Source organism: Pseudomonas sp. CCI1.1, assembly GCF_034348165.1.
In the GTDB taxonomy this organism is placed as follows: Bacteria; Pseudomonadota; Gammaproteobacteria; order Pseudomonadales; family Pseudomonadaceae; genus Aquipseudomonas; species Aquipseudomonas paracarnis.
Genome location: NZ_CP133780.1, coordinates 365,827 through 390,082, shown reverse-complemented (window position 1 = coordinate 390,082; position 24,256 = coordinate 365,827). Strand labels below are relative to the sequence as shown.

27 protein-coding genes are annotated in these 24,256 nt (G+C 59.7%); 20 read left to right on the top strand and 7 right to left on the bottom strand.

Annotated elements, in window-relative coordinates; all coding sequences use genetic code 11:
• The first annotated feature begins 18 nt into the window (after positions 1–18).
• The 7 genes from RHM69_RS01835 to RHM69_RS01805 all read left to right on the top strand — a co-directional run bounded on the left by RHM69_RS01835 (position 19) and on the right by RHM69_RS01805 (position 8,923).
• Positions 19–1,158: an ABC transporter substrate-binding protein gene (locus tag RHM69_RS01835; protein WP_322255468.1), complete on the top strand. Its 1,140-nt coding sequence runs from the start codon at positions 19–21 to the stop codon at positions 1,156–1,158.
• Entirely contained in the window at positions 1,155–2,189 is a 1,035-nt protein-coding gene (locus tag RHM69_RS01830; RefSeq protein WP_003190501.1) for a FecCD family ABC transporter permease, read from the top strand. Before RHM69_RS01835 ends, RHM69_RS01830 begins: the two co-directional genes overlap by 4 nt.
• Positions 2,183–2,938 (top strand): ABC transporter ATP-binding protein, encoded by a 756-nt coding sequence (locus RHM69_RS01825; protein ID WP_014718047.1) that lies wholly within the window; start codon positions 2,183–2,185, stop codon positions 2,936–2,938. The genes RHM69_RS01830 and RHM69_RS01825 overlap by 7 nt, the downstream gene beginning before the upstream one ends.
• A gap of 610 nt (positions 2,939–3,548) precedes the next feature.
• Positions 3,549–4,490: an IS110 family transposase gene (locus tag RHM69_RS01820; protein ID WP_172832683.1), complete on the top strand. Its 942-nt coding sequence runs from the start codon at positions 3,549–3,551 to the stop codon at positions 4,488–4,490.
• 380 nt (positions 4,491–4,870) lie between these two features.
• Positions 4,871–5,329 (top strand): (2Fe-2S)-binding protein, encoded by a 459-nt coding sequence (locus tag RHM69_RS01815; RefSeq protein ID WP_014718046.1) that lies wholly within the window; start codon positions 4,871–4,873, stop codon positions 5,327–5,329.
• Positions 5,329–7,566 (top strand): xanthine dehydrogenase family protein molybdopterin-binding subunit, encoded by a 2,238-nt coding sequence (locus RHM69_RS01810; RefSeq protein WP_060767475.1) that lies wholly within the window; start codon positions 5,329–5,331, stop codon positions 7,564–7,566. Before RHM69_RS01815 ends, RHM69_RS01810 begins: the two co-directional genes overlap by 1 nt.
• Positions 7,567–7,582: 16 nt before the next feature.
• Complete coding sequence (locus tag RHM69_RS01805; RefSeq protein WP_032905029.1) at positions 7,583–8,923, top strand: c-type cytochrome; 1,341 nt, start codon at positions 7,583–7,585, stop codon at positions 8,921–8,923.
• A gap of 282 nt (positions 8,924–9,205) precedes the next feature.
• On the opposite strand, the gene RHM69_RS01800 is transcribed toward RHM69_RS01805, so the two are convergent.
• Both RHM69_RS01800 and RHM69_RS01795 read right to left on the bottom strand, forming a co-directional pair.
• Positions 9,206–9,355, bottom strand: a complete 150-nt coding sequence (locus RHM69_RS01800; protein ID WP_019821498.1) for a hypothetical protein — start codon at positions 9,353–9,355, stop codon at positions 9,206–9,208.
• 134 nt (positions 9,356–9,489) lie between these two features.
• Positions 9,490–9,933: a DUF421 domain-containing protein gene (locus RHM69_RS01795; protein WP_014718042.1), complete on the bottom strand. Its 444-nt coding sequence runs from the start codon at positions 9,931–9,933 to the stop codon at positions 9,490–9,492.
• A gap of 235 nt (positions 9,934–10,168) precedes the next feature.
• Here RHM69_RS01795 and RHM69_RS01790 point away from each other — a divergent pair, with 235 nt between their 5' ends.
• Complete coding sequence (locus RHM69_RS01790; RefSeq protein ID WP_073454008.1) at positions 10,169–10,387, top strand: hypothetical protein; 219 nt, start codon at positions 10,169–10,171, stop codon at positions 10,385–10,387.
• Between the two features lie 3 nt (positions 10,388–10,390).
• On the opposite strand, the gene RHM69_RS01785 is transcribed toward RHM69_RS01790, so the two are convergent.
• On the bottom strand, positions 10,391–11,230 hold the full coding sequence (locus tag RHM69_RS01785) for a DNA/RNA non-specific endonuclease (protein ID WP_200599421.1): 840 nt from the start codon (positions 11,228–11,230) through the stop codon (positions 10,391–10,393).
• A gap of 250 nt (positions 11,231–11,480) precedes the next feature.
• Here RHM69_RS01785 and RHM69_RS01780 point away from each other — a divergent pair, with 250 nt between their 5' ends.
• Both RHM69_RS01780 and RHM69_RS01775 read left to right on the top strand, forming a co-directional pair.
• Positions 11,481–11,936, top strand: a complete 456-nt coding sequence (locus tag RHM69_RS01780; protein ID WP_003190483.1) for a GNAT family N-acetyltransferase — start codon at positions 11,481–11,483, stop codon at positions 11,934–11,936.
• 90 nt (positions 11,937–12,026) lie between these two features.
• Positions 12,027–12,176, top strand: coding sequence for a hypothetical protein (locus tag RHM69_RS01775; protein WP_019821496.1), 150 nt, complete (start codon positions 12,027–12,029; stop codon positions 12,174–12,176).
• A gap of 27 nt (positions 12,177–12,203) precedes the next feature.
• Here the strand turns inward: RHM69_RS01775 and RHM69_RS01770 are convergent, their stop codons facing one another.
• Complete coding sequence (locus RHM69_RS01770) at positions 12,204–13,727, bottom strand: sensor domain-containing diguanylate cyclase (RefSeq protein WP_191949209.1); 1,524 nt, start codon at positions 13,725–13,727, stop codon at positions 12,204–12,206.
• Between the two features lie 419 nt (positions 13,728–14,146).
• Between RHM69_RS01770 and RHM69_RS01765 the strand changes: the two genes are divergently transcribed.
• The 5 genes from RHM69_RS01765 (at position 14,147) to RHM69_RS01745 (ending at position 16,291) form a co-directional block, all read left to right on the top strand.
• Positions 14,147–14,323: a general stress protein gene (locus RHM69_RS01765; protein ID WP_014718037.1), complete on the top strand. Its 177-nt coding sequence runs from the start codon at positions 14,147–14,149 to the stop codon at positions 14,321–14,323.
• A 328-nt stretch (positions 14,324–14,651) separates the two neighbouring features.
• The gene (locus RHM69_RS01760; protein WP_019821493.1) at positions 14,652–15,002 is read left to right on the top strand and encodes a general stress protein; all 351 of its coding nucleotides are present in this window, start codon (positions 14,652–14,654) and stop codon (positions 15,000–15,002) included.
• A gap of 53 nt (positions 15,003–15,055) precedes the next feature.
• On the top strand, positions 15,056–15,607 hold the full coding sequence (locus RHM69_RS01755; protein ID WP_019821492.1) for an ATP-dependent Clp protease proteolytic subunit: 552 nt from the start codon (positions 15,056–15,058) through the stop codon (positions 15,605–15,607).
• Positions 15,608–15,636: 29 nt separating this feature from the next.
• On the top strand, positions 15,637–15,870 hold the full coding sequence (locus RHM69_RS01750; RefSeq protein WP_019821490.1) for a DUF2934 domain-containing protein: 234 nt from the start codon (positions 15,637–15,639) through the stop codon (positions 15,868–15,870).
• A 211-nt stretch (positions 15,871–16,081) separates the two neighbouring features.
• Positions 16,082–16,291 carry a hypothetical protein gene (locus tag RHM69_RS01745; RefSeq protein ID WP_072435627.1) on the top strand — a complete coding sequence of 70 codons (210 nt, stop codon included), beginning with the start codon at positions 16,082–16,084 and terminating at the stop codon, positions 16,289–16,291.
• A 55-nt stretch (positions 16,292–16,346) separates the two neighbouring features.
• On the opposite strand, the gene RHM69_RS01740 is transcribed toward RHM69_RS01745, so the two are convergent.
• Both RHM69_RS01740 and RHM69_RS01735 read right to left on the bottom strand, forming a co-directional pair.
• On the bottom strand, positions 16,347–16,616 hold the full coding sequence (locus RHM69_RS01740) for a DUF6555 family protein (protein ID WP_003190473.1): 270 nt from the start codon (positions 16,614–16,616) through the stop codon (positions 16,347–16,349).
• Positions 16,617–17,089: 473 nt separating this feature from the next.
• Positions 17,090–17,404 carry a hypothetical protein gene (locus RHM69_RS01735; RefSeq protein ID WP_034127106.1) on the bottom strand — a complete coding sequence of 105 codons (315 nt, stop codon included), beginning with the start codon at positions 17,402–17,404 and terminating at the stop codon, positions 17,090–17,092.
• Between the two features lie 397 nt (positions 17,405–17,801).
• Between RHM69_RS01735 and cyoA the strand changes: the two genes are divergently transcribed.
• Genes cyoA through cyoE form a run of 5 tightly spaced genes read left to right on the top strand, consistent with a single transcriptional unit; the run spans position 17,802 to position 22,513 of the window.
• Positions 17,802–18,725, top strand: a complete 924-nt coding sequence (cyoA, locus tag RHM69_RS01730; RefSeq protein WP_014718031.1) for a ubiquinol oxidase subunit II — start codon at positions 17,802–17,804, stop codon at positions 18,723–18,725.
• Positions 18,726–18,727: 2 nt separating this feature from the next.
• Positions 18,728–20,701, top strand: a complete 1,974-nt coding sequence (gene cyoB, locus RHM69_RS01725; RefSeq protein WP_014718030.1) for a cytochrome o ubiquinol oxidase subunit I — start codon at positions 18,728–18,730, stop codon at positions 20,699–20,701.
• Between the two features lie 3 nt (positions 20,702–20,704).
• Positions 20,705–21,319, top strand: coding sequence for a cytochrome o ubiquinol oxidase subunit III (gene cyoC, locus RHM69_RS01720; RefSeq protein ID WP_058410192.1), 615 nt, complete (start codon positions 20,705–20,707; stop codon positions 21,317–21,319).
• A 1-nt stretch (position 21,320) separates the two neighbouring features.
• A complete protein-coding gene (cyoD, locus tag RHM69_RS01715; protein ID WP_019821483.1) occupies positions 21,321–21,659 on the top strand; it encodes a cytochrome o ubiquinol oxidase subunit IV in 339 nt (112 codons plus the stop codon).
• A complete protein-coding gene (cyoE, locus tag RHM69_RS01710; protein WP_019821482.1) occupies positions 21,617–22,513 on the top strand; it encodes a heme o synthase in 897 nt (298 codons plus the stop codon). Before cyoD ends, cyoE begins: the two co-directional genes overlap by 43 nt.
• 165 nt (positions 22,514–22,678) lie before the next feature.
• Here cyoE and RHM69_RS01705 read toward each other — a convergent pair whose 3' ends face one another.
• Positions 22,679–24,256, bottom strand: coding sequence for a histidine kinase famiy protein (locus RHM69_RS01705; RefSeq protein WP_183144161.1), 1,578 nt, complete (start codon positions 24,254–24,256; stop codon positions 22,679–22,681).

Below are 24,256 nucleotides of genomic sequence, written 5' to 3'. Positions count from 1 at the left end.
CCTGCAAGGGCTTGATTCATGATCTGCATTGTTCGACGTTGCCACCTTCTAGCGGCGCTGCTGTTCACCGGGTTGTTGGGGGCTAGCCTGCCGAGCATGGCGGCGCTGACCACCGTCACCGATCTGCTTGGGCGCCAGGTCAAGGTCAAGCTGCCGGTGCAGCGGGTGATTCTTGGCGAGGGCCGCCAGCTGTACCTGGTGGCGGCGCTGGACACGCAAAACCCGATTGAACGGATCGTTGGCTGGCGCAAGGACCTGATCCAGTCCGACCCGGACACCTACAACGCCTACCTGCGCGCGTTTCCCGCCATCGCCAAGATCCCCACCTTCGGCGGCTTTGAAGACGGCACCTTTGATATCGAGCAGGCCATCTCCCAACGCCCCGACGTAATCATCCTCAATATCGAGGCGCAGCATGCCACCGAGGATGCGCGCTATATCGAGAAGCTCGATGCCTTGGGCATCCCGGTGGTGTACGTGGATTTTCGCAACCAACCGATGACCAACACCGAGCCGACCATGCGCCTGTTCGGCCAGTTGTTCGGCAAAGAGCAACGGGCCGAGGATTTCATTGCGTTTCGCAACCAGCAGATCCGCCGCGTGACCGACGTGATTGCGGCGCAGCAACCGGCGCGCCCGTCAGTGTTTATCGAGCGTATCGGTGGCTACACCGACGACTGCTGCCTGAGTTTTGGCAATGAAAACTTCGGCCTGTTCGTGCAGATGGCCGGCGGCGACAACATCGCCAAAGGCATTATTTCCACCACCTTTGGCCAGTTGAACCCCGAACAGGTGATCGTGGCCAACCCCGACCAGGTCGTTGTCACCAGCGCCAATTGGGAGGCGTTTGCCCCCGGCGGGCATTGGGTTGGCGTGGGGCCGGGCGCCGACATGGCCCAGGCCCGAGCCAAGCTGGCGTGGTACACCCAGCGCCCCGCCTATGCCGGTATCAAGGCCCAGGGCCCGCAAGCCTTCCACGCCATCTGGCATCAGTTCTACAACAGCCCGTATCAGTTCGTGGCGATCCAGCAACTGGCCAAGTGGTTTCATCCCGACCTGTTTGCCGACCTGGACCCGGACGCTGCGTTTCGAGAACTGCACGAACGCTTCCTGCCCGTCCCTTATGAGTCGGGTTACTTCGTGAGCCTCAAGCCATGAGCGCCCCGACCTACCGCAACCTGGTGATACGCAAACGCCTGATCCTCCTTGCCCTGGCATTGCTGTTGTTGTGCAGCGTGCTGCTCGACCTGGCCCTGGGCCCGGCCAGCTACAGCCTCAGCGAAGTGCTCGGCGCCCTGTTCTCGCCCGACAGTGCCGCGCCGCAAGTGCGTGTGGTGATGTGGGACATCCGCCTGCCCGTCGCCCTGATGGCGGTCGCCGTTGGCGCGGCGTTGTCCCTGGCCGGGGCGCAGATGCAGACCATCCTCAACAACCCGCTGGCCAGCCCCTTTACCCTGGGCATTTCTGCCGCCGCCAGTTTCGGTGCGGCCATGGGCCTGGCGTTTGGAGTGGCGTTGTTTCCGCTGGCGGCGCAGTACATGGTGCCGGTCAACGCGTTCATCATGGCGATGCTCTCGGCGCTGCTGATCCACTTCCTGAGCCTGCGCCGTGGGGTGACGGCCGAAACCATTGTGCTGCTGGGCATTGCCCTGGTCTTTACCTTCAACGCGCTGCTGGCCCTGGTACAGTTTTTCGCCACCGAACAAGCCGTGGCAGCCGTGGTGTTCTGGACCATGGGCAGCCTGACCAAAGCCACCTGGCCCAAGCTGGGGGTGATCTGCCTGATCATCCTGGTCACCCTGCCGATTTTCGCCAAGCGCGCCTGGGCCCTCACCGCACTGCGCATGGGTGACGACAAGGCCGCCAGCTTCGGCATCAACGTGCGCAGCCTGCGCTTTCAAACGTTGATCATGGTCAGCCTGCTCGCCTCGTTCCCGGTCGCCTTTGTCGGCACCATCGGCTTTATCGGCCTGGTGGGCCCGCACATCGCACGCATGTTGATTGGCGAGGACCAGCGCTTCTTCCTGCCCGCCTCGCTGCTCACCGGCGCGTTGATTCTGTCAGCCAGCTCGGTGGTCAGCAAAACCCTGATTCCGGGGGCGATTTTCCCAATAGGCGTGGTTACGTCACTGATCGGCGTGCCGTTCTTTATATCCCTGATCCTGGGCGGCAAGAAAAACTCATGGTAAGTCTCCAGTTGAAAGACCTCGGCGCCCGCTACGGCCAGCGCACCATCATCCGCGAAGTGAACACCGCAGCCTTTGTCGGCGGCCAGGTGGTGGCGGTGGTCGGGCCCAACGCTGCCGGTAAATCCACCCTGTTCAAGCGCATGGCCGGGCTGATCGACGGGCCAGGCGAGGTGCTGCTGCAGGGCTCGCAAAAAGGTGCACAAGCCATCAGCTACATGCCCCAAGGACTGAACGCCAGCGCCCGGTTGACGGTGTACGAATCGGTACTGCTGGCGCGTAAACAACTGACGCCGGGGTGGGTGGTACAAGACGACGAGTTGAACTTGGTCGACGAAATGCTCAGCGCCCTGGGCATCACCGGCCTGGCCTTTCGCAACCTCGGTGAACTCAGCGGCGGCCAACAACAGCTGGTGTCCATCGCCCAGACGCTGGTGCGCGAACCCGACGTACTGCTGATGGACGAACCCACCAGCGCCCTCGATATGCATCGCCAGGTACAAGTACTGGATTTCATGCGCACCCTGGCGCGCAAACGCGAGGTGATTGTGTTCATCGCACTGCATGACCTGAACCAGGCACTGCGCTTTGCCGACCAGGTGCTGGTCATCGCCGACGGCACAGCCCAGGGCAGCGGGCCGAGCCACGCGGTGATCAACGAAGCGATGCTGCGCGAGGTTTACCAGGTGCAGGCACGCATCGAGCGCTGCAGCCGCGGGCAGGCGCATATTTTGATTGATGGGGTTGTGTGAAAGCAGAGATATTTACTCAATTGTGTAGCGATCAACGGTAACCACGATGCGAAGCGAGCCGCTGTTGATCTTGATCTGCTTTTGATCTTAGGCGCCCCGTTAAACCACGCTGGCCGAACGCAGGCTTGAATTCGTGGGTAACCCGGCAGGACGCCGGGTTAGCCGCCCCGCGCCATGGATGGCGCGTGGCGGCGGCCCACGAATTCAAGCCTGCGTTCGGGCACACCGAGCCCAAGCGAGGTGCCGAGTGGTGGGGCAAGAGCCCTTTGGTTACTTTGGGGCTCTTTTCCAAAGTGACCCGCCGTCAGGGCGGAACCCTAAGTGGCCGTTACCGCAGCAATGGATATGTACCCAATCCAACTGTGTTGCCTGCCAGGCCGCCTTCGCGCGCAAGCCCGCTTGTATGCTAGGACTTGAAGGGAGGAGAAGGGACAAAGCCCGATTCTGACTGTTGACGCAGTACAGACCGTGGGAGATTTCGCCCCTCCTCCTTTCACCCAAGCGCCGATAAAGAATGCATCTGGCTATGACCGACGATAGGAACAAGCCTGCGCCTCTGGGTGAGCCCTTCAAGTGCTCAAAACCTTAGCCCGGAGGAAGCCCCATGGCAATGCCAGTTTCTGTCTCAAAGCCAATCGTAGGCGTCGATGTCGCTAAGAATGAACTGGTGATTTATCACGCTGAAGTCGATCTGTTAGAAACAATCCCAAACACCAAAGCCGCTATCAAAAAATGGCTGAAGGCCTTGTCCTGCAAAGTGGCCATCGCAATTGAAGCCACCAATATCTACCACTTGGAGTTTGCTGATCTAGCTCATGAAGCTGGTTGCGTGGTTTACATGGTTGGAGGTTATGAGCTCAAGCATTACCGCGAAAGCGTGAAGATCCGGGCCAAGACCGATGCTTTGGATGCCAAGCTGCTCGTCCGCTATTTGAGAAAGGAGGCAGACGAACTGCGTCCCTGGACACCTCCATCACCGCTGTATCGCCATCTTCTAAGCCTGTTTCGTCGGCGCGCAGCCTTGGTTCAGGCGCGCGTCAGCCTGACGCAAAGCTGGGCGAACGAGCCGCTTCTTAAGGCCTCGTTTGCCGAGCAGGTGAAGTCGATGCAGAGACTGGAAGGGTTAATCGAAAAAATGATCAGTGACTGCCTGAAAGAAGCAGGTTTACTGGGTCAGTTGAAGCGTTGCTTGAAAGTCGAAGGCATCGGTTTTTTGACTGGCGCGCGTTTGATTGCCACCTTCCAACGGGGAGAGTTCAGGAATTCGGACGCGTTTATCGCCTTTCTTGGTATGGATTTGCGCGTCAACAAGTCAGGACAGAAGGATGGTCGTCGTAGTTTAAGTAAGCGCGGCGACTCAGAAGCTCGGCGCCTGCTGCATAACGCAGCGATGGCGGCTAGCCGAACAGAGACATGGAAAGCGTTTTATCAAGCACAGAGGGCGCGAGGCTATAGCACCACACAGGCGCTGGTAATACTGGCCCGCAAGCTTGCTAGGGTGGTGTTCGCTCTGCTGAAAGGGCAAAGCGAATATCAGCCAAAAGTTGGTTGAGGGTTGCCCCTCAACCATAGAATCTCCCACAGTAGGATCGCGGGGTGTCAGATAGAGAAGCATCGCCTGTCAGGCCGTCATCGCAGGCAAGCCAGCTCCCACAGAAGATCACGGCACATCAGCCAAAATCTCGGATCAGCCACTGCTTCTATCGCTCAATCCTCGCGAATACTTGCCTGATCCTCCGACTTATCGCCTGCCGGGATAGATACCCCTTGCGCCGTGGTCTAGAGTCCAACCATGCGCGCGTGGCCAAGATGAAACAGGTTCTCAACCCCGCCGCCATAACCCGTCGCCCATGAGCGACACCAGGGTATGCCACCGAGCACGTCCCTGATAAGAAAAAGCACCACCAACCGATGATCAGCAGGTGAGCCCGCATGGAATTACGTATCAACCAAAAGGCCTATCAGGTCGATGCCGAAGCCGACACCCCGTTGTTGTGGGTGATCCGCGATAACCTGGGCATGACCGGCACCAAATACGGCTGCGGCCTGGCCCAGTGCGGCGCCTGTTCGGTGCTGGTGGACGGCAATGTGGTGCGCGCCTGCGTGACGCCCGTGGCCGGCGTGGTCGGTCGCGAGATCACCACCATCGAGGCCGTCGAGGCCGATGACGTGGGCAAGCGTGTGGTGGCGGCCTGGGTCGAACATCAAGTAGCGCAATGCGGTTACTGCCAGTCCGGGCAGGTGATGGCGGCCACGGCGCTGCTCAAGCACACCCCCGCGCCGACCAAGGCGCAGATCGACGCGGCGATGGTCAACCTCTGCCGTTGCGGCACCTACAACGCCATCCATGCCGCCATGGATGCCTTGGCCGCCGGGAAGGAGACCGCCTGATGAACACCAACGAGATCATTCCCGGCGTGCCCCTGGGCGAACCGATCAACCTGTCCCGTCGCCGCTTCCTGGCCAGCACCGCGGTGGGCGCGTTGGTGATCGGTTTCGGCTTGCCACTGGGCACCTCCCGCGTGCAAGCCGCGACTGGCGCCGCCGCTGAACGCGGCACTCAAGTACCCGCCTTCCTGGAAATTCGCCCCGACGGCAGCGTGCGCCTGCTCAGCCCCTTCATGGAAGGCGGCCAAGGCACTCACACCGCCATGGCGCAGATCGTCGGTGAAGAATTGGATGCCGACCCGGCCACGTTCATTGTCGAAGCGGCCCCGCCCGGCGAAGCCTATGTGGTGATGGAAAATGGCCTGCGCATCACCGGCGGCAGTATGTCGGTGCGCATGAGCTACCCGACCATGCGCCGCCTCGGCGCCCTCGCCCGCGCGATGCTGATGCAAGCCGGCGCCGAGCAACTGCGCGTACCGCTCAGCGAGCTGACCACACAACCCGGTCGCGTGGTGCACGCCGCTTCCGGCCGCTCCCTGGGCTACGGCGAACTGGCAGGTGCCGCCCTGGATATGCCGGTGCCCGACCCGGCCAGCATCACCCTGCGCGACCCGAGCCAGTTCCGCTGGATCGGCAAGCCGGTCAAGCGCCTGGATGCCTATGACAAATCCACCGGCAAGGCGCAGTACACCATCGACCTGAAAATCGACGGCATGCTCCACGCTGCCGTCCAGCATGCGCCACGCCTGGGCATGACCGTGGGCAGCCTGCGCAACCAGGCGCAGGTGCAAGCCATGAAAGGCGTGCATTCGGTTCACACCCTGCCCGGCGCCGTGGCCGTGGTAGCCGAGCGTTGGTGGCATGCCAAGCGGGCCGTCGAAGCCATCCAGGTCGAATGGCTTGAAGCCGCCGCCGACTCCACCGTGCGGGCGATGCCGGCGGATTTTTCCAGCGACAAGTACCGCGACTTCCTCGCCGCCCAGCAAGGCCCGGCCCGCGATGACGAAAACGAAGGCGATGTGGCCGGCGCACTGGCCAGCGCCAAAACCCGCGTCGAAGCCACCTACCACAACCAGTACCTCAACCATGCCCAGCTGGAACCGCCTTCAGCCCTGGCACGCTTTAACCCCGACGGCACGCTGGAGGTGTGGCTGCCTAACCAGGCGCCGGATATGTTCCGTGCCGACATCGCCAAGCGCACCGGCCTGAGCACTGAGCAAATCACCCTGCACTCACCGTTGCTGGGCGGCTTTTTCGGCCGGCATTTCCTGTATGACTCGGCAAACCCTTACCCGCAAGCCATTGCGTTGGCCAAGGCGGTGGGCCGGCCGATCAAGCTGATCTGGAGCCGTGAAGAAGAATTCGTGCGCGATGTATTGCGCCCCGTCGCCGTGGTCAAGTTCCGCGCCGCACTGGATGACAAAGGCCTGCCGGTGGCCATCGAAGCGGTCAGCGCCACCGAAGGCCCCACCGAAGCCATCGCCGGCAAACAGGGCGACGCTATCGACCCTACTGCCCTGGAAGGCTTGTCGGGCAAGAGCTATGCGATCCCCAACAAACGCATTGCGCAGATCTACGTCAAAGGTCCCGCCATGCTCGGTTACTGGCGTTCGGTGGGTAACTCGCTCAATGACTTTTTCTACGAAGCCTTCCTGGACGAACTGGCCGACAAAGGCGGCCATGACCCCTATGAACTGCGCCTGCACCTGCTGCGCGACAACCCGCGCCTGACCACCCTGCTGCAAGCGGCCGCCGAGCTGTCTGGCGGTTGGAAGCGTGGGCCCTACACCGCCGAAGACGGCACCCGCCGTGCACGCGGCGTGGCCATGGCCTCGCCGTTTGGCTCCCATGCAGCGGTGGTGGCCGAGGTGTCGATCGAGAACGGTCAGGTCAAGGTTCATCACATCTGGGAAGCGATTGACCCGGGCAGCATCGTCAACCCGGCGATTGTAGAGGCGCAGGTCAACGGTGCCGTGGCCTTGGGCCTGTCGCAAACCTTGTTGGAGGAAGCGGTGTACGTGGATGGCAAGCCACGGGCGCGCAACTATGACCTTTATCCGGTGCTGCCGCCTTCCCGTATGGCGCAGGTCCACGTGAAGATCGTGGAGAGCGGAGAAAAAATGGGCGGTATCGGCGAACCGCCGTTGCCGGCTGTGGCCCCGGCCGTGGCGAATGCCGTGGCGCAGCTGACCGGCCAACGCATCCGCAGTCTGCCTTTGAGCCGTTACACCTTCAGCTAACCGACAGGGAATGCCCATGAATAACCGCCGATTCGCAAGAACCGCAGGGTGGCTGGTGCTGCCCTGCGTGGTCGCCGCCGGCCTGCTGGCCTGGTATGTCACCCGCGAGCCTGCCTCGCCTTTTGAACAGCAACAGGCCACGAGTTTCGACCCCGCCTTGGTCAGCCGCGGCGAATACGTCGCCCGCGTAAGTGACTGCGTGGCCTGCCACAGCCTGCCAGGCAAGACGCCCTTCGCCGGGGGCCTGGAAATGGCCACGCCGCTGGGGGCGATCCACGCCACGAACGTCACCCCCGACCGCGAGCATGGCATCGGTGCCTATAGCCTGGCCGACTTCGACCGCGCCGTACGCCACGGCGTAGCACCCGGCGGGCGACGGCTCTACCCGGCCATGCCCTACCCGTCTTATGTGAAGCTCAGCGACGATGACATCCAGGCGCTGTACGCATTTTTCATGAAAGGCGTGCAACCGGCCAACCAGCCTAATATCCCCAGCGACATTCCCTGGCCGCTCAACCTGCGTTGGCCCATCGCCCTGTGGAACGGTGTGTTTGCACCGACCGCGACCTATGCCGCCAAGCCCGGCCAGGACGCACTGTGGAACCGGGGCGCCTATATCGTCCAAGGTCCCGGCCACTGCGGCAGTTGCCACACGCCTCGGGGGCTGGCGTTCAACGAAAAGGCCCTGGACGAATCCGGCGCGCCGTTCCTGGCCGGTGCTCTGCTCGACGGCTGGTACGCCCCCAGCTTGCGCCAGGACCACAACACCGGCCTGGGGCGCTGGAGTGAGGAACAGATCGTGCAGTTCCTCAAGACCGGTCGCAACCAGCATGCCGTGGTCTACGGGTCGATGACCGAGGCCTTCAACAACTCCACGCAGTTCATGCAGGACGATGACCTGGCCGCGATCGCTCGCTACCTCAAGTCACTGCCCGGCGACCCGCAGCGTGACGGCAGCCCTTGGCAATATCAGCCGGTAACGGCGCGCTCGGATGTCCCCGGTGCCCACACGTACGCCACCCGCTGCGCCTCCTGCCATGGGCTCGACGGCAAAGGCCAGCCCGACTGGATGCCGCCCCTGGCCGGCGCCACCTCGGCCCTAGCCACGGAAAACGCCTCCGCGATCAACATCACCCTCAACGGCTCACAACGCGTGGTCACCGCCGGGATGCCAGACGCCTACCGCATGCCCGCGTTTCGTGAGCAATTGTCCGACCAGGAAATCGCCGACGTGCTGAGCTACGTGCGCGGTACCTGGGGCAACCACGGCGGCGCGGTCGATGCGAAGGCCGTGGGCAAGTTGCGCGGGCATACTGACCCTGCGAGCAGTAGCCCGATTATTTTGCATATGCGTTGATAGGTCGCGATCAACGGTGGGAGCTGGCTTGCCTGCGATGCAAGCACCTCGGTTCATCAGGTAAACCGAGTCGATCCATTCGCAGGCCAGCCAGCTCCCACGCTGGCCATGCATTGCCCACAAAATCAGCGCCTGGCACAGGTCCCCTGTGGGAGCGGGCTTGCCCGCGAAGGCGGACTGTCAGTCACTGCATCGTTAACTGAACCACCGCTATCGCAGGCAAGCTAGCTCCCACATTCGGCAATGAGCATCAATGATATAAGCGGCGGCTGGCAGGCCGCTCTATTTGCTCTCGTCCGCCTTGCCTTCCTGCATCTGCACCGACGACTGGGTGCCACTGTTGTTGTCTTTAGTGGCGTTGTCAGCGTTGTCAAAACAGCCGTGCAGCAGGAACGCGCTGCACAGGCCCACGCACATATAAAGCTTCTTCATGATCGTTCACCTGTTGGCAAGTGTGTGTTATCGGCGTGACGAAAGCAGAATTCGTCCGCCCATGATCTATCTGTCTGGAACAGAAGCGCTGGCGTTCAAAAAATAGCCCCTTGGCTGACGAATGGGGCCGCGTGTTATTCAAACGGGATCACCGAAATCTTGCCGTTGCGCTCAAGAATCGCGAAGCGGATCTGCTTGAGTTCGACAAGCCCTTGGGTAGACCGGGCCGCCTCAAGAATGTCGCCCTCGTCCAGGCGCGCATGCTTGAGCCTTTTATGCAGCACCTGGCCTTGCTCGACCAGCACCGTCGGCCCGCCATCGAGCACCCGTGCGAACCAGGCTGAACGCTGCTTGGCCAGCGAGAAGCCAATGTCGATGGCAATGAGGGTGGCGATGACCAGCACGGCGTTGGTCATCGAGAAATCTTCGCCCAGCAACGCCTGTTGGGTGGCTTCGCCGATGACCATCAACAACACCAGGTCAAAGGTGGTGAGCTCGGCCAGCGTGCGCCTGCCGGCAACTTTGAACAGCACCAGCAGCACCAGGTAAATCGCCACAGCCCGCAGTACAGAGTCCATGGTTGCCCCCTCGGATCATTGAATGGGAAACGACCGATTCATACGGATTAGGTGACCACCGCGCCGCGGTGGTTCATTCTTTCGACACGTCTCGACCACCATCTAAAAAGATGATGGTTTCAGCGCAACTGAATCGTTGAAATGATCGAAATTTCGGCAATAACCCAGTTGATACCGGTGCGTTGGCAGCGGGTCACAGCTCTATATCGATCACGCTGAAGAAGGAACCCCTGTCATGAACGACTCACAACGCGCCTGGGAACTGGCTATGGTGCTGATTGCCAATGGCCGGATCCCCTTCGACCCCGCCAACCCGAGTGGGTCGGTGAAAATCCTTTCCAAGCATCTGCAAGCGCTCGAAGAAGCACTGCGTGAACAGGCCACAGACGTCGCCACGCATGAGCGCCTGGGCAAGAACAACAGCCGCAGGCCCTCGTTGGTGTGTGCCGACTAGGCGTCAGGCTTTGGTTCGGTTACAGCCGATCCGACTCGGCAACTGGCCCTGCCTGGCCTTCAGTGTGGCTTGCAGCGCTTGCGGCAAGGTGCTCCAGAACGTCAGCCCGGAGCGCTCTTCGATGTGATCCACGGTGACCTGGTAATCACAGAAGTCTGCGCCCTTGGGGGTTTCCTGGTTCAACACGAATGAGGCGTACAGGCCCGTTTCCGGCGAACTGCCGACCACGATGATTTTCCAATAGCCACTGGGGATGGTGTGCACTTTGTTCGTGCCCGGCAACGAGCCGACAAAATGTTCATACAACGGGCCGGTAGCCACATACACCTGATCGACGCCTGGTTCCTTGCTGAGGTTGCGCTCCTGGTCTTCCAGGCGCGCCCAGGGCCCCTGGTTGAGCTCGGCCTTTTGCGGGGTGATGTTCGACAAGTAGTTGAGCGTTTGCCAATCGGCCACCCCGGCCATCGAAGCCAGGTTGGCCTGATGCCCACGGTCGATTTTGAGCGCGACGTTGGCGCCGTTGTAATCCACCGGGTCCAGGGTTTCCCCGGCTGGAATATCCGGGTCGGTGCGCCAGTCACGGGCGCGCCCGCTGGCCGCCGTGGCCTTGGTGATCTTGTAGGACACCCAATTGGCAAACTTGGTCGAACCGTTGTTGTTCAACGTGTAGGCCTGGCGGTTCAACGTCACTGGGCTGCCGCCGGTGGGGCAGCCAACCGCGCAGTTATCCAACGGCAAGGCTGGCGCAGGGAGGACGGCGGACTGGCGTGTGGGCGTGGTACAGGCGGCAATCAACGGGATCAACGAAAACGCCAGGTACTTGAACGATGTGCTTCCTTGCATGGTGTTACTCCTTGGGATGTATCTGTTAAAAGACTGAATGGCCTCGGCCGATGCGCTTCCTGCGCAAGTCGAGATAACCATTGGGACACATAAACATTTCTAAACAACGACCGCAACCAGGCCAACAAACGTAACCCCTTCGCACCCTGTAACTGTGCTATAGCGGGCGATAGCATCGCCTCATCAATGCACAAGGGACTGTCATCAAGCACGTGGGGGCAAATGTTCAAACAGAGGATGCTCCACGACCATGGCTGAATACCTTCTTCCTCCCGCTGCCCCACACTGGCTGATCCGCCAAGCCACCCCCGACGATGTGCATGCCTTGGTCGCACTGGATGCCTACGCAACCGAGCATGCCAGCCGTCGTGTGTTTATCTATGACGCCGTGGTTCGCCAGCAATGCTTGGTAGCCGCCGACGCTAACGTGTGCGCCGGCTACCTGGTGCTCACCCACGACTTTTTCAACCATGGGTTTATTGCGCTGGTGGTGGTTTCACCGCTGTACCAGCGCCAAGGCGTCGCCCTTCGTCTGCTGTCAGCGGCCGAAGCAGCCTGCAAGACGCCCAAGCTGTTCGCATCGACCAATGCCTCCAACGGCGCGTCCCAGGCCCTGCTGACGAAAGCCGGCTTTATTCCCAGCGGGCAGATCGAGAATCTGGACGATAACGACCCTGAACGTGTGTACGTCAGGTTCATTCGCTGAGCTCCATAAGGTGCCTTCTGCGCGGGCGGGAACCTTTTCTCGAACGCACAATCTGTGGTTCACCCTTTTGAACCGATTGAGACCCTGCGCATGCTTGTGAAAAAAGCCGTCCTCTGCCTGGCACTGCTAAGTGCCGGCTTCATCGCAGGCTATGCGGCCAAACCCACCCCGCAGCTGCAAGTCACCGCTGGCCAACTGATGGAGTGCGGCGAACTCATGATCCCGACGCTTGGGATGTGAGCCGCGCATACCCAGGTAAAAGCCGTTTCAGCCGCTCGACGTCACGTGCGCAGGATGCACGTTGAACCCATTGCGCCCCGCCGCCTTCGCACCGTAAAGCGCTGCATCGGCCGCCTCGACCAAACCCAACACCGGCTCCAGCCGTGAGCCCATGCCCGTCGCAACGCCGATACTCACGCTCACGCGCCCGAAGGGGCTGCCTGGGTGTGTGATGTTCTCCTGCTGTAGGCGCGAAAGAATGCGTTGCGCGACCACCGCAGCGCCTGTGCTGTCAGTCGCGGGCAGGATGATCGCCATTTCTTCTCCGCCATAGCGCGCCACCAGGTCCGACGGGCGCCGCACGCACGTTTCCAATAACGTGCTGACTGCCTGCAAGCACGCATCTCCCGCGACGTGACCAAAGGCATCGTTAAAGCGTTTGAAATGGTCGATATCGAGCATCAGCAATGCCAGCGACGTACCTTCGCGCTGCGCCCGACGCGCTTCCACGGCCAGCGTTTCGTCAAAACAGCGGCGGTTGGCGAGGCCGGTCAGCGCGTCCTTCTTCGCCAAGAGTGCCAACTGCCGATTGGAGTCGAGCAACTGTTGCTGGGCGACACGCAATGCCTCTTCCGCCGCCGTACGCCTGCGGATATCCAGGATCAGAAACCAGCCGATCAGTCCCGTCAGCCCCAGCAGCCCCGCCACCACGACCGCTGACAGTGCCGCCTCGATGCGCCACGCCGCGAGGGCTTCGTGCTTGCCCAACGCGACCGTGGTGATCAGCGGCAGGGTTTCGCTTTTGCGAAAGGCATAGAGTCGCTCTACCCCGTCCAGGCTGGAGGTATAGGCCGCAGTGCCCACAGGCTGGTCGACGAGGTACTTGGAATAAATAGGCGAGGTGGAAAAGTTGCGGCCCATGTCCTGCTCGCGGAAGGGGTAACGCACCAGCAACGTGCCGTCGGCGTAGGACAGGCCGATGGCGCCCTCCTGGCCTACATCGAGCTTGCCGAATACCCGCAGAAAGTTTTCCACCCCCAGGGTCACAGCGACCACGCCAGCGAAGTTGCCGGCCGCGTCGTTGAAACGGCGGCTGATGGTCACCACCCATTCATGGTTGGCGCGGCTTTGAATCGGCGGGCCAATAAAAGGTTCAGCGCTCGGATCGTCGCGATGGTGGATGAAATAGACCCGATCACTGCTATTGGCGCCCTCCGGAATCGCACGATTGGAAGACAGCAGCCACCGGCCCTGATGATCATAAATGGTGATGCCGCTGAGCTGCGGCATCAGCGGCTGCTGTAGGTTGATCAGCGTGCTGATTCGCTGGATTTGCACCGGGCCACTGCCTTCGGTTTCCAGGCGCTCAACCAGCCCCAGCAACAGCAACGAGCTTTGCCGCACGATGCCTTCGGTATAGGTGTTAAGGGCCTGGGTCAGGTTCAAGCCATGCACGTCCACTTCCGCCAGCGCACGGTCGCGGGAAGACAGGACTTTCCAAATCGTCAGCGAAGTCAGGGAACAGCCGATCACCAACAGCAAGAGCATCACAAGACGGGTATCACGCTTCACGTCAGCACCTTAAGGAAGTCCGGTTTCCGTTCCAGCCATCATTCGAACGTCGGTACTCACAGGGGCAACCGGTTCCAGAGTGCCAGCATACAAGCAGTCTGTGCGGGCTGCAGCAACAGAGTGTGCGGCTGAGCGCCGGCCAGAGGAGCCAGCGCCTTTAATGACCACTATCAAAACAGGGTATTGAATGCTAAACCAACCGTTAAGGTCGCTATTAATTCAATATCAATCGACGCAGAAAAACTTATACGAAGCGGCACTTTCTGAGCCTACTTGTACAAGTTTCATCTGCCACTCTACCGTTCATCGCCCTTTTTAAAAAATTTCAAAACATCTGCGCACTTTCCCTTATCAGAAAAGATGTCCGTTGCATAAACGGGCAACTAGCGAAACGACATTTCAAAACTGGGAGTATTGTTATGACGACGAGCAATAAAAACCCTGGAAACTTTGCCAACGATCGCGAAAAAGCATCAGAGGCGGGAAAGAAAGGTGGACAGGCCTCTGGCGGCAATTTCGCCAACGACCGCGAGAAAGCCGCGGAAGCCGGGCGTAAAGGCGGCCAGAACAGTCATGGTGGGGGGCGTAAGTCCTGACCACACGGGCAGTACCGCTGTTCCGTTCGTTAACAAAGGGCATTCATCATGCGTGCGTCCATTGATAATCAGCGCGGCGAGCCAGCTCGCAGGCCGATTGTAGAAGTGCAAACTAAAGCAAGGACCGGCCTGCGTTCTAATACGTCTGCGTGTTACGAACATCAGCAACTTGCTGAACAAGCCGAAGCCACGATAAGTGCATCTAAAACGCCACCCTTGTGTGAAAGGCACTTGTAATCGTGCAGCTTGATGCCCGCGACCAAGTGCACGCTTCAAGCACAATCGAAGTGAACGTTACATTACCGACATAACGACGAGGTAACTGAACATGACTACTCAAGACAAGCAAGGCAACATGAGCGTCAGCGAAGCCGGTAAAAAAGGCGGCGAAGCCACTTCTGCGTCCCATGACAAAGAGTTCTACCAGGAGATCGGCAGCAAAGGTGGCCAAAACAGTGGCGGGAACTTCAAGAATGATCCCGAGCGCGCCGCTGAAGCCGGCAGCAAAGGCGGCCAGAACAGCGGGGGCAATTTCAAGAATGACCCCGAACGCGCCGCCGAGGCGGGCAGCAAAGGCGGCCAGAACAGTGGCGGCAATTTTGCCAACGACCGTGAAAAAGCTTCCGAAGCCGGGCGTAAAGGTGGCGAACACAGCCACGGCGGCGGACGCAAAAGCTGATGTGCTTGATGCAGGGGAGCCATGCTCCCCTGCTTTCATTGATGAGGGACACCATGCCTTTACACATTATCAACTTCACCGCACCGGTCACCGCTTCTACGTGCAGCCAACTGATTGAAAAAGCCTCGTTGGCCGTACAACAAGATGCCCAGGGCCTGGTACTGAATATCGCCACCATGGGTGGTGAATGCAGCTACGGCTTTACGATGTACAACTTTTTATTGTCCCTGCCGATTCCGGTGCATACCCATAACCTCGGCACCGTGGAATCCATGGGCAATATCATCTTTCTGGCTGGTGAGCGCAGGACCGCCTGCAAGCACAGCAAATTCCTGTTCCACCCCTTCCACTGGCATGTGCAAGGCGCGGTTGACCATTCGCGCATGTCCGAATACGCGATGAGCCTCGATTACGACTTGCAGTTGTACGCACGCATCGTGGCCGAGCGCACCGCCGATGCCGTCGAAAAACTGGAGACCGAAAAGTACCTGATCGCCGCGCCCCGCATTCTTGATCCGCAACAAGCGCTGACCGCCGGCTTGATCCATGGGATCGAACTGCCCGTGATCAAGGCGGAGTTCGTGAGCAGCTTCATTCACTCCTAGCACCTTTTATTCAATAGGGGAGCCTCACAATGGACGAAGAAACGATCCGACTCACCGCGTACCGCATTTGGGAACAGCAAGGGAAGCCTGACGGTCAGGATTTCGTGCACTGGTTACAAGCCAGGGAGGAGCTGACAACCCCGCCGACTGACGGCCTGGCAGGCTCGATAGAAAGTAGCGTCACCCCGCCCAACCCGGACCGATCAAAGCGCCAGGCGACCGCCGCCGGGCAAAAAACCCGCAGCAGAAAACCCAACAGTTGAACCCACAGAGCCGAGAGTGAGGACGCGCCTGTCGATAAACCTGCCAGGGTTCTAAAACATCGGCAGCCGTCCAAGCGTCATCCCCGCCCCGCCGACTCTCGATACTGGCATTAAAACATCAACTAATCGCTTGTTTGAATTCTTCCTTTTTAGCAGTTGAAAACGCCCATTTCTTAATCGAGAGTGGCCGTTCATTCAGGGAGGAATCGATGTGATCCATCTACAAGCGAACCGAAGTTGCCTGCAATGCAAACAACCCTACGAATCGACGCTGGATGACCCCGACTTTCTGGTGTCGTCGGCCTCTGACATGCTCTGCCCGGCCTGCAAGCAACACTATGCAGCCGACCTGATGAAAGAGGCACTTCAACGCAGCGTGCAAAAGTTGTGCATGTTGCAGGAGCGACGCAAACAACAGTAAACACGCGCCTCGCCCCTACCGCCAACCGCATGGACACCGTCCATTAAAAATACATTCATTCGGGTGGCGGCGGCACATAAGGCTTTGCAATAAACGGGATACTCCCAGACGGGCGCCATCTTACATTCTCAAGACCGTAGCGCTCGGCCAGCGGTTTACTGATGCGTTTGATCTTTTCATTACGCGACCTGGGAATAATGCCAATGCCTGCATCGCAACAGGCCCAATGCCACGCCTCTGCGTTATTCATCACCTCCGCTCTTATAATGAAAGACTTAGGCTCGTGGTGGTATTCGTATTCGATGACATATAAAGAATTTTTCATAACCTCTCCTTCTGATTTTTTTGTTATTTGCTCAGAACGAAGGTTCAGAAATTTTAATGTTTTAATGACGACGATCACGCACTTGCTGTTGCACTACCGTTCGTCGGCCTCGCATTAAAAAAATAAAACTGCTCATGCTTCTTTTGTTTCTTAATACTGAGTCTGTTCACTCCAGGCTCTTGGTAAAAACTCCTGTCTTGCCCGCACTCTGTGCGGGCTTTTTTATTTTGCCGCACGCTACACCCTATGGCGAGGGAGCTTGCTCCCGTGACGGCCGGGCAGCCGACGCTTGTCCAACCGACGCACCGAGGTCCAAGCTTGCCTGTCGGACCAAAATCCTCGTCGGCTGTCAGGCTGCCTTCGCGAGCAAGCCCGCTCCCACATTTGGATCGTTTGGGATCAGGAAGATAGGCGCCGGCTGTCGGCCGTCATCGCAGGCAAGCCAGCTCCCACATTCAAGATCGCGGAGCCACTCAATCGTCGTCGTGCACGTGAGCGTCAGCACAGGGCAGTCGGCCGGACTCACCTCCGGCAATCCGTTCCGCCTGGTCAATACCGCGTTTGAGCGCGTCATTCACCGTCCATTCGGCACCCGGCAACTGCTTGATGCGTTCAACCACACATTGTCCCGTCGCGGTATAAACACAGAGCAGCACTTCAATATCAGCATCGTCCCGCTCTCGGGCCCTGACTTCGATATGGCAGCCGTTTTCGACTTCCCGGGTGAAGCATTTTTCTTCCAGTGCTTTTGAGACCCAGGCTTTATAGGTGTTGCCACGTATAAACATAGCGCTTCTCCAAAACCGTTAGTGGGGTTGGCCATCAACTAACGACTGAAATCCCTAACCAGAATTCAGACTTTCTGCAAGGCCACCTCCATCATGCACCGATAAAAACCCTTTACCGTTTCGCCTGTTAAACCGTTCGTCAGGCGAGGAAACAAATTGTTAAACCAACCCATCGGGCTCTATTCAAAATGTTCGGGAGCGCGGCGAAATGCGCCCTGCAGAGTGGCAGAAAAAGTCAATAAAACCGGGCAGTAGAAGCACTTTATCTACTGACGGCACCTTATTGCCGAGTGTTTAACACCTGACGGCTCCTGAGGTTAACAAGCGCTTCGCTTAGTTAACGATTGAGCACTGATTCGGCACAGCAAAACGCAAGTTTCCAATACAGGAGCAAGGCATGAAACGAGCGATGGGTTATTGCCTGGTCACTATCACCAGCCTCTTCTTACTCACCAGTTGCAACCTGGTGGTATTCAACCCCAAGGGGCAAGTAGCAACCGATGAGCGCGACCTGATTATTCTCGCTACGGGCCTGATGCTGCTGGTGGTCGTTCCGGTGATTGTGATGATGTTTGTCTTCGCCTACCGCTACCGCGCCACCAATAAAAAAGCGCGTTACTCCCCCCGCTGGGCCAGTTCGCACAAAATCGAAGCGGTGGTATGGGGCGTTCCCCTGCTGATCATCATCGTCCTGGGGTGGGTGACGTGGGAGACCACCCACGCACTCGACCCCTATCGCCCGCTGGAGTCAGACACCCCGCCGATCAATGTGCAGGTGGTGGCCACCGACTGGAAATGGCTGTTTATCTACCCTGACCTGGGCATCGCCAGCGTCAACGAACTGGCCCTGCCGGTACACACGCCGGTGAGTTTCACCGTCACCTCCGACGCGGCCATGACCTCGTTCTTTATTCCCGCACTCGGCGGGCAGATCTACGCCATGGCCGGCATGCAGACCAAGTTGCACCTGATCGCCAACGAAACCGGTGAGTTCAGAGGGATTGCCGCCAACTACAACGGCCCCGGTTTTTCCGACATGCACTTCACCACGCTGTCCCTGAGCACTGCCGACTTTCAAACCTGGGTGACAAAGGTCAAGGGCGCGGCCACCTCTCTGGACCACAGCACTTACGCGCAATTGGCCAAGCCGACCCTCAAGCACCCGGTGACCTATTACTCGGCGGTACAGGAGCGCTTGTTCCTGGACATCGTCGATAAATACGAAGGCATGAACAAGGCCAATAAACCCCGGCGCTCGCCATTGAGCGACGCTGCACAACGCACCGATCAACACCCAAGTCTGCTGGCTGAGGAGCGGTAACCATGTTCGGAAAACTGTCGTGGGACGCGATCCCAACCACTGAACCCATTGTGATGTACACCCTGGCCATCGTCGGCCTGATCGGGGTGGCGTTGGTGGGCTCGATTACCTGGAAACGCAAGTGGGGCTATTTGTGGCGCGAATGGTTCACCTCGGTGGACCACAAGAAGATCGGTTGCATGTACATCATCGTCGCCCTGGTGATGCTGCTACGTGGGTTTTCTGATGCGATCATGATGCGCACCCAACAAGCCATGGCCGCCAGCGGCGGGCCGGGTTACCTGCCGCCGGAACATTACGACCAGATCTTCACCGCCCACGGCGTGATCATGATCTTCTTCATGGCTATGCCCTTCGTGGTCGGCTTGATGAACATCGTCGTGCCGTTGCAGATCGGCGCTCGGGATGTGGCCTATCCGTTTCTCAACGCCCTGAGTTTCTGGCTGTTCGTGGTGGGTGCGGCGCTGGTGAACATTTCGCTGGGGGTCGGTGAGTTCGCGCGCACCGGCTGGGTCGCGTATCCGCCGTTATCCGAGCTGGGCTACAGCCCCGGCGTCGGCGTGGATTACTACATCTGGTCATTGCAGATATCCGGCATCGGCACGCTGCTCACGGGGGTGAATTTCTTCGTCACCATCCTGAAGATGCGCACCGAAGGCATGACGCTGTTCAAGATGCCGGTGTTCACCTGGAATGCGCTGTGCACGTCGGTGCTGATCCTGGCGGCATTCCCGATCCTCACCGCCACCCTGTTGATGCTGACCCTGGACCGTTACCTGGGTATGCATTTTTTCACCAACGAGGCCGGCGGCAACCCGATGATGTACGTGAACCTCATCTGGGCCTGGGGGCATCCGGAGGTGTACATCCTGATCCTGCCCGCGTTCGGGGTGTTTTCCGAGATTGCCGCCACCTTCAGCAGCAAGCGGCTGTTCGGCTACGTGTCGCTGGTATGGGCGACCATCGCGATCACCGTGTTGTCGTTCATCGTGTGGCTGCATCACTTTTTCACCATGGGCGCGGGGGGCAACGTCAACGCGTTCTTCGGCATCATGACGATGATCATCGCGGTGCCGACCGGGGTGAAAATCTTCACCTGGTTGTTCACCATGTACCGCGGCCGCGTGCGCTTCGAAACGCCCATGCTGTGGACCCTGGGCTTTATCGTGACCTTCAGCATCGGCGGCATGACCGGGGTGCTGCTGGCGGTGCCGGGGGCCGATTTCCTGCTGCACAACAGCCTGTTCCTGATCGCGCACTTTCACAACGTGATCATCGGCGGCGCGGTGTTCGGCTATATGGCCGGCCTGACGTATTGGTTCCCCAAAGCGTTCGGTTTCCGCTTGAACGACAAGCTGGGGCGCATCGCTTTCTGGTGCTGGCTGGTGGGCTTTTACTTCGCGTTCATGCCCTCCTACGTGCTGGGTTTCATGGGCATGACGCGCCGCCTCAATCATTTCGACAACCCCGAATGGCGGCCCTGGCTGCTGCTGGAGTTGGTGGGAGTGGCAATCATCCTCTGCGGCGTGGCGGCGCAAGCCTTGCAATTGTTTGTCAGCATCCGCAACCGTCATCAATACCGCGACCTCACCGGCGACCCGTGGGACGGGCGCACCCTGGAATGGGCCACCGCGTCCCCGCCGCCGCTGTACAACTTCGCCGAGCAGCCCAAGGTCAATGACCTGGACGCGTACTGGGGCATGAAGGAGCGCGGCGTCAGCACCCTCAGCCACACCGACTATCGCAGCATCCACATGCCGCGCAATACCGCGTCGGGCCTGGTGATCAGCCTGTTTGCGCTGGTCTGCAGCTTTGCGTTGGTGTGGCACATCTGGTGGATGGCGGCGTTCGGCCTGGTGGCCTCGGTGGTGGCGTTCGTGGTGCGCAGCTACGACGAAGACACCGATTACTTCGTGCCCGCGCAGGAAGTCGCGCGCATCGAAACGGCACGTCTCAAAGACCTGGCAGAGGCTTGACCCATGTCCAATATCGTTATGGAAAAAGACATCGCCCACACCCACGAACAAGGGCATGAAGACGCCGGTTCCCTGAGCCTGTTCGGGTTCTGGATCTACCTGATGACCGACTGCATCCTGTTCGCGACCTTGTTCGCCGGCTACGCCGTGTTGCGCGACAGCGTGGCGGGCGGGCCGTCGAGCATGGATATTTTCGAACTGCCCTATGTGCTCGCCGAAACCATGCTGCTGCTGTTGAGCAGTATCACCTACGGCTACGCCATGCTCGCCATGAACCACGGCAAGCAACGCGATGTGCTGCGCTGGCTGGGGCTCACGTTCGTGTTGGGCGCGGGCTTCATCGCCATGGAGATCAACGAATTCCACCACTTGATCGCAGAAGGCTACGGGCCGAACCGCAGCGGCTTCCTGACGGCCTTCTTCACCCTCGTCGGCACCCACGGCGCGCACGTGTTAACCGGGTTGATCTGGATGGCGGTGCTGATGGTCCAGGTCAAGCAACGCGGCCTGACCAGCACCAACGCCACCCGGCTCAGTTGCCTGAGCCTGTTCTGGCACTTTTTGGACGTGGTGTGGATCTGCGTCTTTACCGTGGTCTATCTGTTGGGGGTGGTGTGACATGTACAAGCAAAGCTCGCTTCACAGCAGTGCCGGTACCAGCCATGGCAGCAGTCGCTCCTATCTGGTCGGGTTCCTGGTGTCAGTACTGCTCACCCTGATCCCGTTCGGCCTGGTGATGTTCCCGTCACTGCCGCGCACCTTCACCGCCTGGCTTGTGGTGGCGTTGGGCGCAATACAAATCGTGGTCCACCTCAAGTTCTTCCTGCACCTGGACACGGCCGAAGAACAACGCTGGAACCTGATTGCGCTGATTTTCTCGGCGGTCATCATTCTTCTGTTGGTGGGGCTTTCGCTATGGATCATGGACAGTATTCATCACAACATGCTGGCGCACTGAAACACTGGCGGGGGCTGTTCAATACCGCCATCGAGCTCACCAAGCCGGGCATTATTGTCGGTAACCTGGCCTCGGTGCTGGGCGGTTACCTGCTCGCTGCCAGCGGGCATATGGCATCGGTGACACACGGGCTGGCCACCCTGCTCGGCACCGCCCTGGTGATCGGGTGCGGTTGTGTCATCAACAACTGCATTGACCGCGACATCGACCGGCGCATGGTGCGTACCTGTCATCGGCCATTGGCATTGCGCGCCATCAGGGTGTCCACTGCCGCAGGCTATGGGATCGTCCTGGGCGCCTGCGGTTTTGGCTTGCTGTGGGCCGGCAGCAATGCGCTGGCGTGTGGGCTGGCAATGGTCGGGCTGGTGATCTATGCGGGGGTCTACACCTACTGGCTCAAGCGGCGTTCCCACTGGGCCACCTTGATCGGCAGCGTCTCCGGGGCGATGCCCCCGGTGATCGGCTATTGCGCGGTCACCGGGCGGTTTGACCTCACGGCCATGCTGCTGATCGTGGTGTTCTGTTGTTGGCAGATGCCGCATTCACACGCCATCACCGTGATGCGCCGCGAGGATTTCCGCGCCGCAGGCTTGCCGCTGTTGAGCCTGGCCCAAGCCCATCGGCAGATCCAGGCGTACATGCTGGCCTTTCTCGCTAGCGCCCTGATGCTGGGCGCGGTGGCGCAGATGGCGGCGCTGTATTTTGTGGTGATGCTCGGGCTTGGGGGGTATTGGCTCAACCTGGCGGCCAGCAGTACACGGCTGACTGATCCGACCGGCTGGGCGCGCAGGATATTCGGGTTTTCAATTGTGCTGGTGCTGGCCCTTAACCTGGCGTTGGCGGTGCTGAGGTAGCTCTGCGGGCGGGCACCCGTGGAATGCAATGCTCAAAGCAACGAAGATCAACTGTGGGAGCTGGCTTGCCTGCGAAAGCGGTCGTGTTGTAACAGATGCAGTGACGGACACACCGCCTTCGCGGGCAAGCCAGCTCCCACATTTTGAGCGCATTGGCCTGCTCGATCAGGCATCGAGCACCGCCCGGATTTTGCGCGGCAAATCAGCAGGCTGATACGGCTTGGGAATCAACTCGAACTCATGCACCTCTATCTCCGCGCGGGCCAACGCGTCTTTCGCATAGCCGGTAGTCAGCAAGATCCTGATGTGCGGATACAAGCGCGACACCTCCCGCGCCAACGCCGCGCCATTCATCGCGCCGGGCATGATCAAGTCACTGAACACCAAGTCATACGTCGCCTGTTTGAGCATGCCCAATGCCTCGGCGGCATTGAGGGCGATGTCCGTGTGGTAACCGTAGTCAGACAGGATCACCTGCGCCAACTCGGCCACCTCGGGCCGGTCCTCTACAATCAGGATGCGTTCGTTACCTTGCGGTGAGATGGCTGTGGGTGTCTGCTCGACCCACAGCTGGCTGTCATCTGCAGGAAAGTACAAGCGAATGGTCGTACCGATGCCCGGGTCTGAATGAATCCGCGCCGTGCCGCCCGATTGCTTGACGAAGCCATACACCATCGACAACCCCAGGCCTGAGCCCTGGCCTTCTTCCTTGGTGGTGAAGAACGGCTGCATGACTTTGTCCTGAATACCTGCGTCGATGCCGTTGCCGTTATCCGAGACCGAAATACTCACGTAACAGCCCTCGGTCAACCCATCCCGCTCGGCACCGACATCGCCCGGTACCTGGACGTTGCAGGTCTGGACGGTTACCGCTGGGTCCGCACGCCCGCGCAAAGCATCCTGGGCATTCGATAACAGGTGCTGCACTGCCAGCTCCGCCTGGACAGGGTCGATGCGGCAGTTCCACAGATCTTCGGCAAGTTCTACATGCAACTCGACGCCCTGCAGCGCACGTGCCATGAATTCGGGGCGGCTGAGCAAGCTGTTCAAGTTGATCACCCGACTGTCGAGCCGTTGCTTGCGCGAAAACGCCAGCAACTGCTGGGTCAGGGTCTGAGCTTTTTCCGCCGCTGCCCTGGCACGGCTGGCACTGTTGACGATGCGCTGCGGATCGCTACCGGGGCGCTTGGCGCTCTGCTGGATCAAGTCCAGATAACCCATCATCACTTGCAGCAGGTTATTGAAGTCATGGGCAATGCCACCGGTCAGTTGCCCCAGCGCTTCCAGGTCTTGCGCGCGACGCACGCGCTGTTCTGCGTCGTGGCGCCGGCTCACGTCCAACTGCGATGCGAAAAAATACACCAGTTGCCCTCGTTCGTTGAACAACGGCGAAATGAACAGCTCGTTCCAGAAGGTCGAGCCATCCTTGCGGTAGTTGAGCACCTCGACACAGGCCTCATGGTGCTGCTCAACCGCGCGCTGCACTTGGTGCAGCGCGTTTTTGTCGGTTTGAGGCCCCTGCAGGAACCTGCAATTACGTCCGATCACTTCGTCCAGTTCAAAGCCTGTCAGGGTTAGGAACGCCTGGTTGGCAAAGATGATCGGGTTATCAGGCCCCGCGGGGTCGGTCACGATCATTGCACTGTGGCTGGCTTGCATGGCCGCAAAGAACAGGTCTTTGCGGCTGGTAGACAGCATTGCCAATTCCATACCGTCGACCACAGGCTTCTTCTTTGTCGCCAA

Bases quoted from the DNA above. Each gene is read 5' to 3' on its own strand.
- RHM69_RS01810 (WP_060767475.1), top strand. From the start codon at position 5,329: ATGAACACCAACGAGATCATTCCCGGCGTGCCCCTGGGCGAACCGATC.
- RHM69_RS01835 (WP_322255468.1), top strand. From the start codon at position 19: ATGATCTGCATTGTTCGACGTTGCCACCTTCTAGCGGCGCTGCTGTTC.
- RHM69_RS01740 (WP_003190473.1), bottom strand. From the start codon at position 16,616: ATGAAAAATTCTTTATATGTCATCGAATACGAATACCACCACGAGCCT.
- cyoE (WP_019821482.1), top strand. From the start codon at position 21,617: ATGGATCATGGACAGTATTCATCACAACATGCTGGCGCACTGAAACAC.
- RHM69_RS01750 (WP_019821490.1), top strand. From the start codon at position 15,637: ATGGACGAAGAAACGATCCGACTCACCGCGTACCGCATTTGGGAACAG.
- cyoD (WP_019821483.1), top strand. From the start codon at position 21,321: ATGTACAAGCAAAGCTCGCTTCACAGCAGTGCCGGTACCAGCCATGGC.
- RHM69_RS01790 (WP_073454008.1), top strand. From the start codon at position 10,169: ATGAACGACTCACAACGCGCCTGGGAACTGGCTATGGTGCTGATTGCC.
- RHM69_RS01815 (WP_014718046.1), top strand. From the start codon at position 4,871: ATGGAATTACGTATCAACCAAAAGGCCTATCAGGTCGATGCCGAAGCC.
- RHM69_RS01765 (WP_014718037.1), top strand. From the start codon at position 14,147: ATGACGACGAGCAATAAAAACCCTGGAAACTTTGCCAACGATCGCGAA.
- cyoC (WP_058410192.1), top strand. From the start codon at position 20,705: ATGTCCAATATCGTTATGGAAAAAGACATCGCCCACACCCACGAACAA.
- RHM69_RS01780 (WP_003190483.1), top strand. From the start codon at position 11,481: ATGGCTGAATACCTTCTTCCTCCCGCTGCCCCACACTGGCTGATCCGC.
- RHM69_RS01735 (WP_034127106.1), bottom strand. From the start codon at position 17,404: ATGTTTATACGTGGCAACACCTATAAAGCCTGGGTCTCAAAAGCACTG.
- cyoA (WP_014718031.1), top strand. From the start codon at position 17,802: ATGAAACGAGCGATGGGTTATTGCCTGGTCACTATCACCAGCCTCTTC.
- RHM69_RS01760 (WP_019821493.1), top strand. From the start codon at position 14,652: ATGACTACTCAAGACAAGCAAGGCAACATGAGCGTCAGCGAAGCCGGT.
- RHM69_RS01785 (WP_200599421.1), bottom strand. From the start codon at position 11,230: ATGCAAGGAAGCACATCGTTCAAGTACCTGGCGTTTTCGTTGATCCCG.
- RHM69_RS01825 (WP_014718047.1), top strand. From the start codon at position 2,183: ATGGTAAGTCTCCAGTTGAAAGACCTCGGCGCCCGCTACGGCCAGCGC.
- RHM69_RS01805 (WP_032905029.1), top strand. From the start codon at position 7,583: ATGAATAACCGCCGATTCGCAAGAACCGCAGGGTGGCTGGTGCTGCCC.
- RHM69_RS01820 (WP_172832683.1), top strand. From the start codon at position 3,549: ATGCCAGTTTCTGTCTCAAAGCCAATCGTAGGCGTCGATGTCGCTAAG.
- RHM69_RS01755 (WP_019821492.1), top strand. From the start codon at position 15,056: ATGCCTTTACACATTATCAACTTCACCGCACCGGTCACCGCTTCTACG.
- RHM69_RS01775 (WP_019821496.1), top strand. From the start codon at position 12,027: ATGCTTGTGAAAAAAGCCGTCCTCTGCCTGGCACTGCTAAGTGCCGGC.
- cyoB (WP_014718030.1), top strand. From the start codon at position 18,728: ATGTTCGGAAAACTGTCGTGGGACGCGATCCCAACCACTGAACCCATT.
- RHM69_RS01795 (WP_014718042.1), bottom strand. From the start codon at position 9,933: ATGGACTCTGTACTGCGGGCTGTGGCGATTTACCTGGTGCTGCTGGTG.
- RHM69_RS01830 (WP_003190501.1), top strand. From the start codon at position 1,155: ATGAGCGCCCCGACCTACCGCAACCTGGTGATACGCAAACGCCTGATC.
- RHM69_RS01800 (WP_019821498.1), bottom strand. From the start codon at position 9,355: ATGAAGAAGCTTTATATGTGCGTGGGCCTGTGCAGCGCGTTCCTGCTG.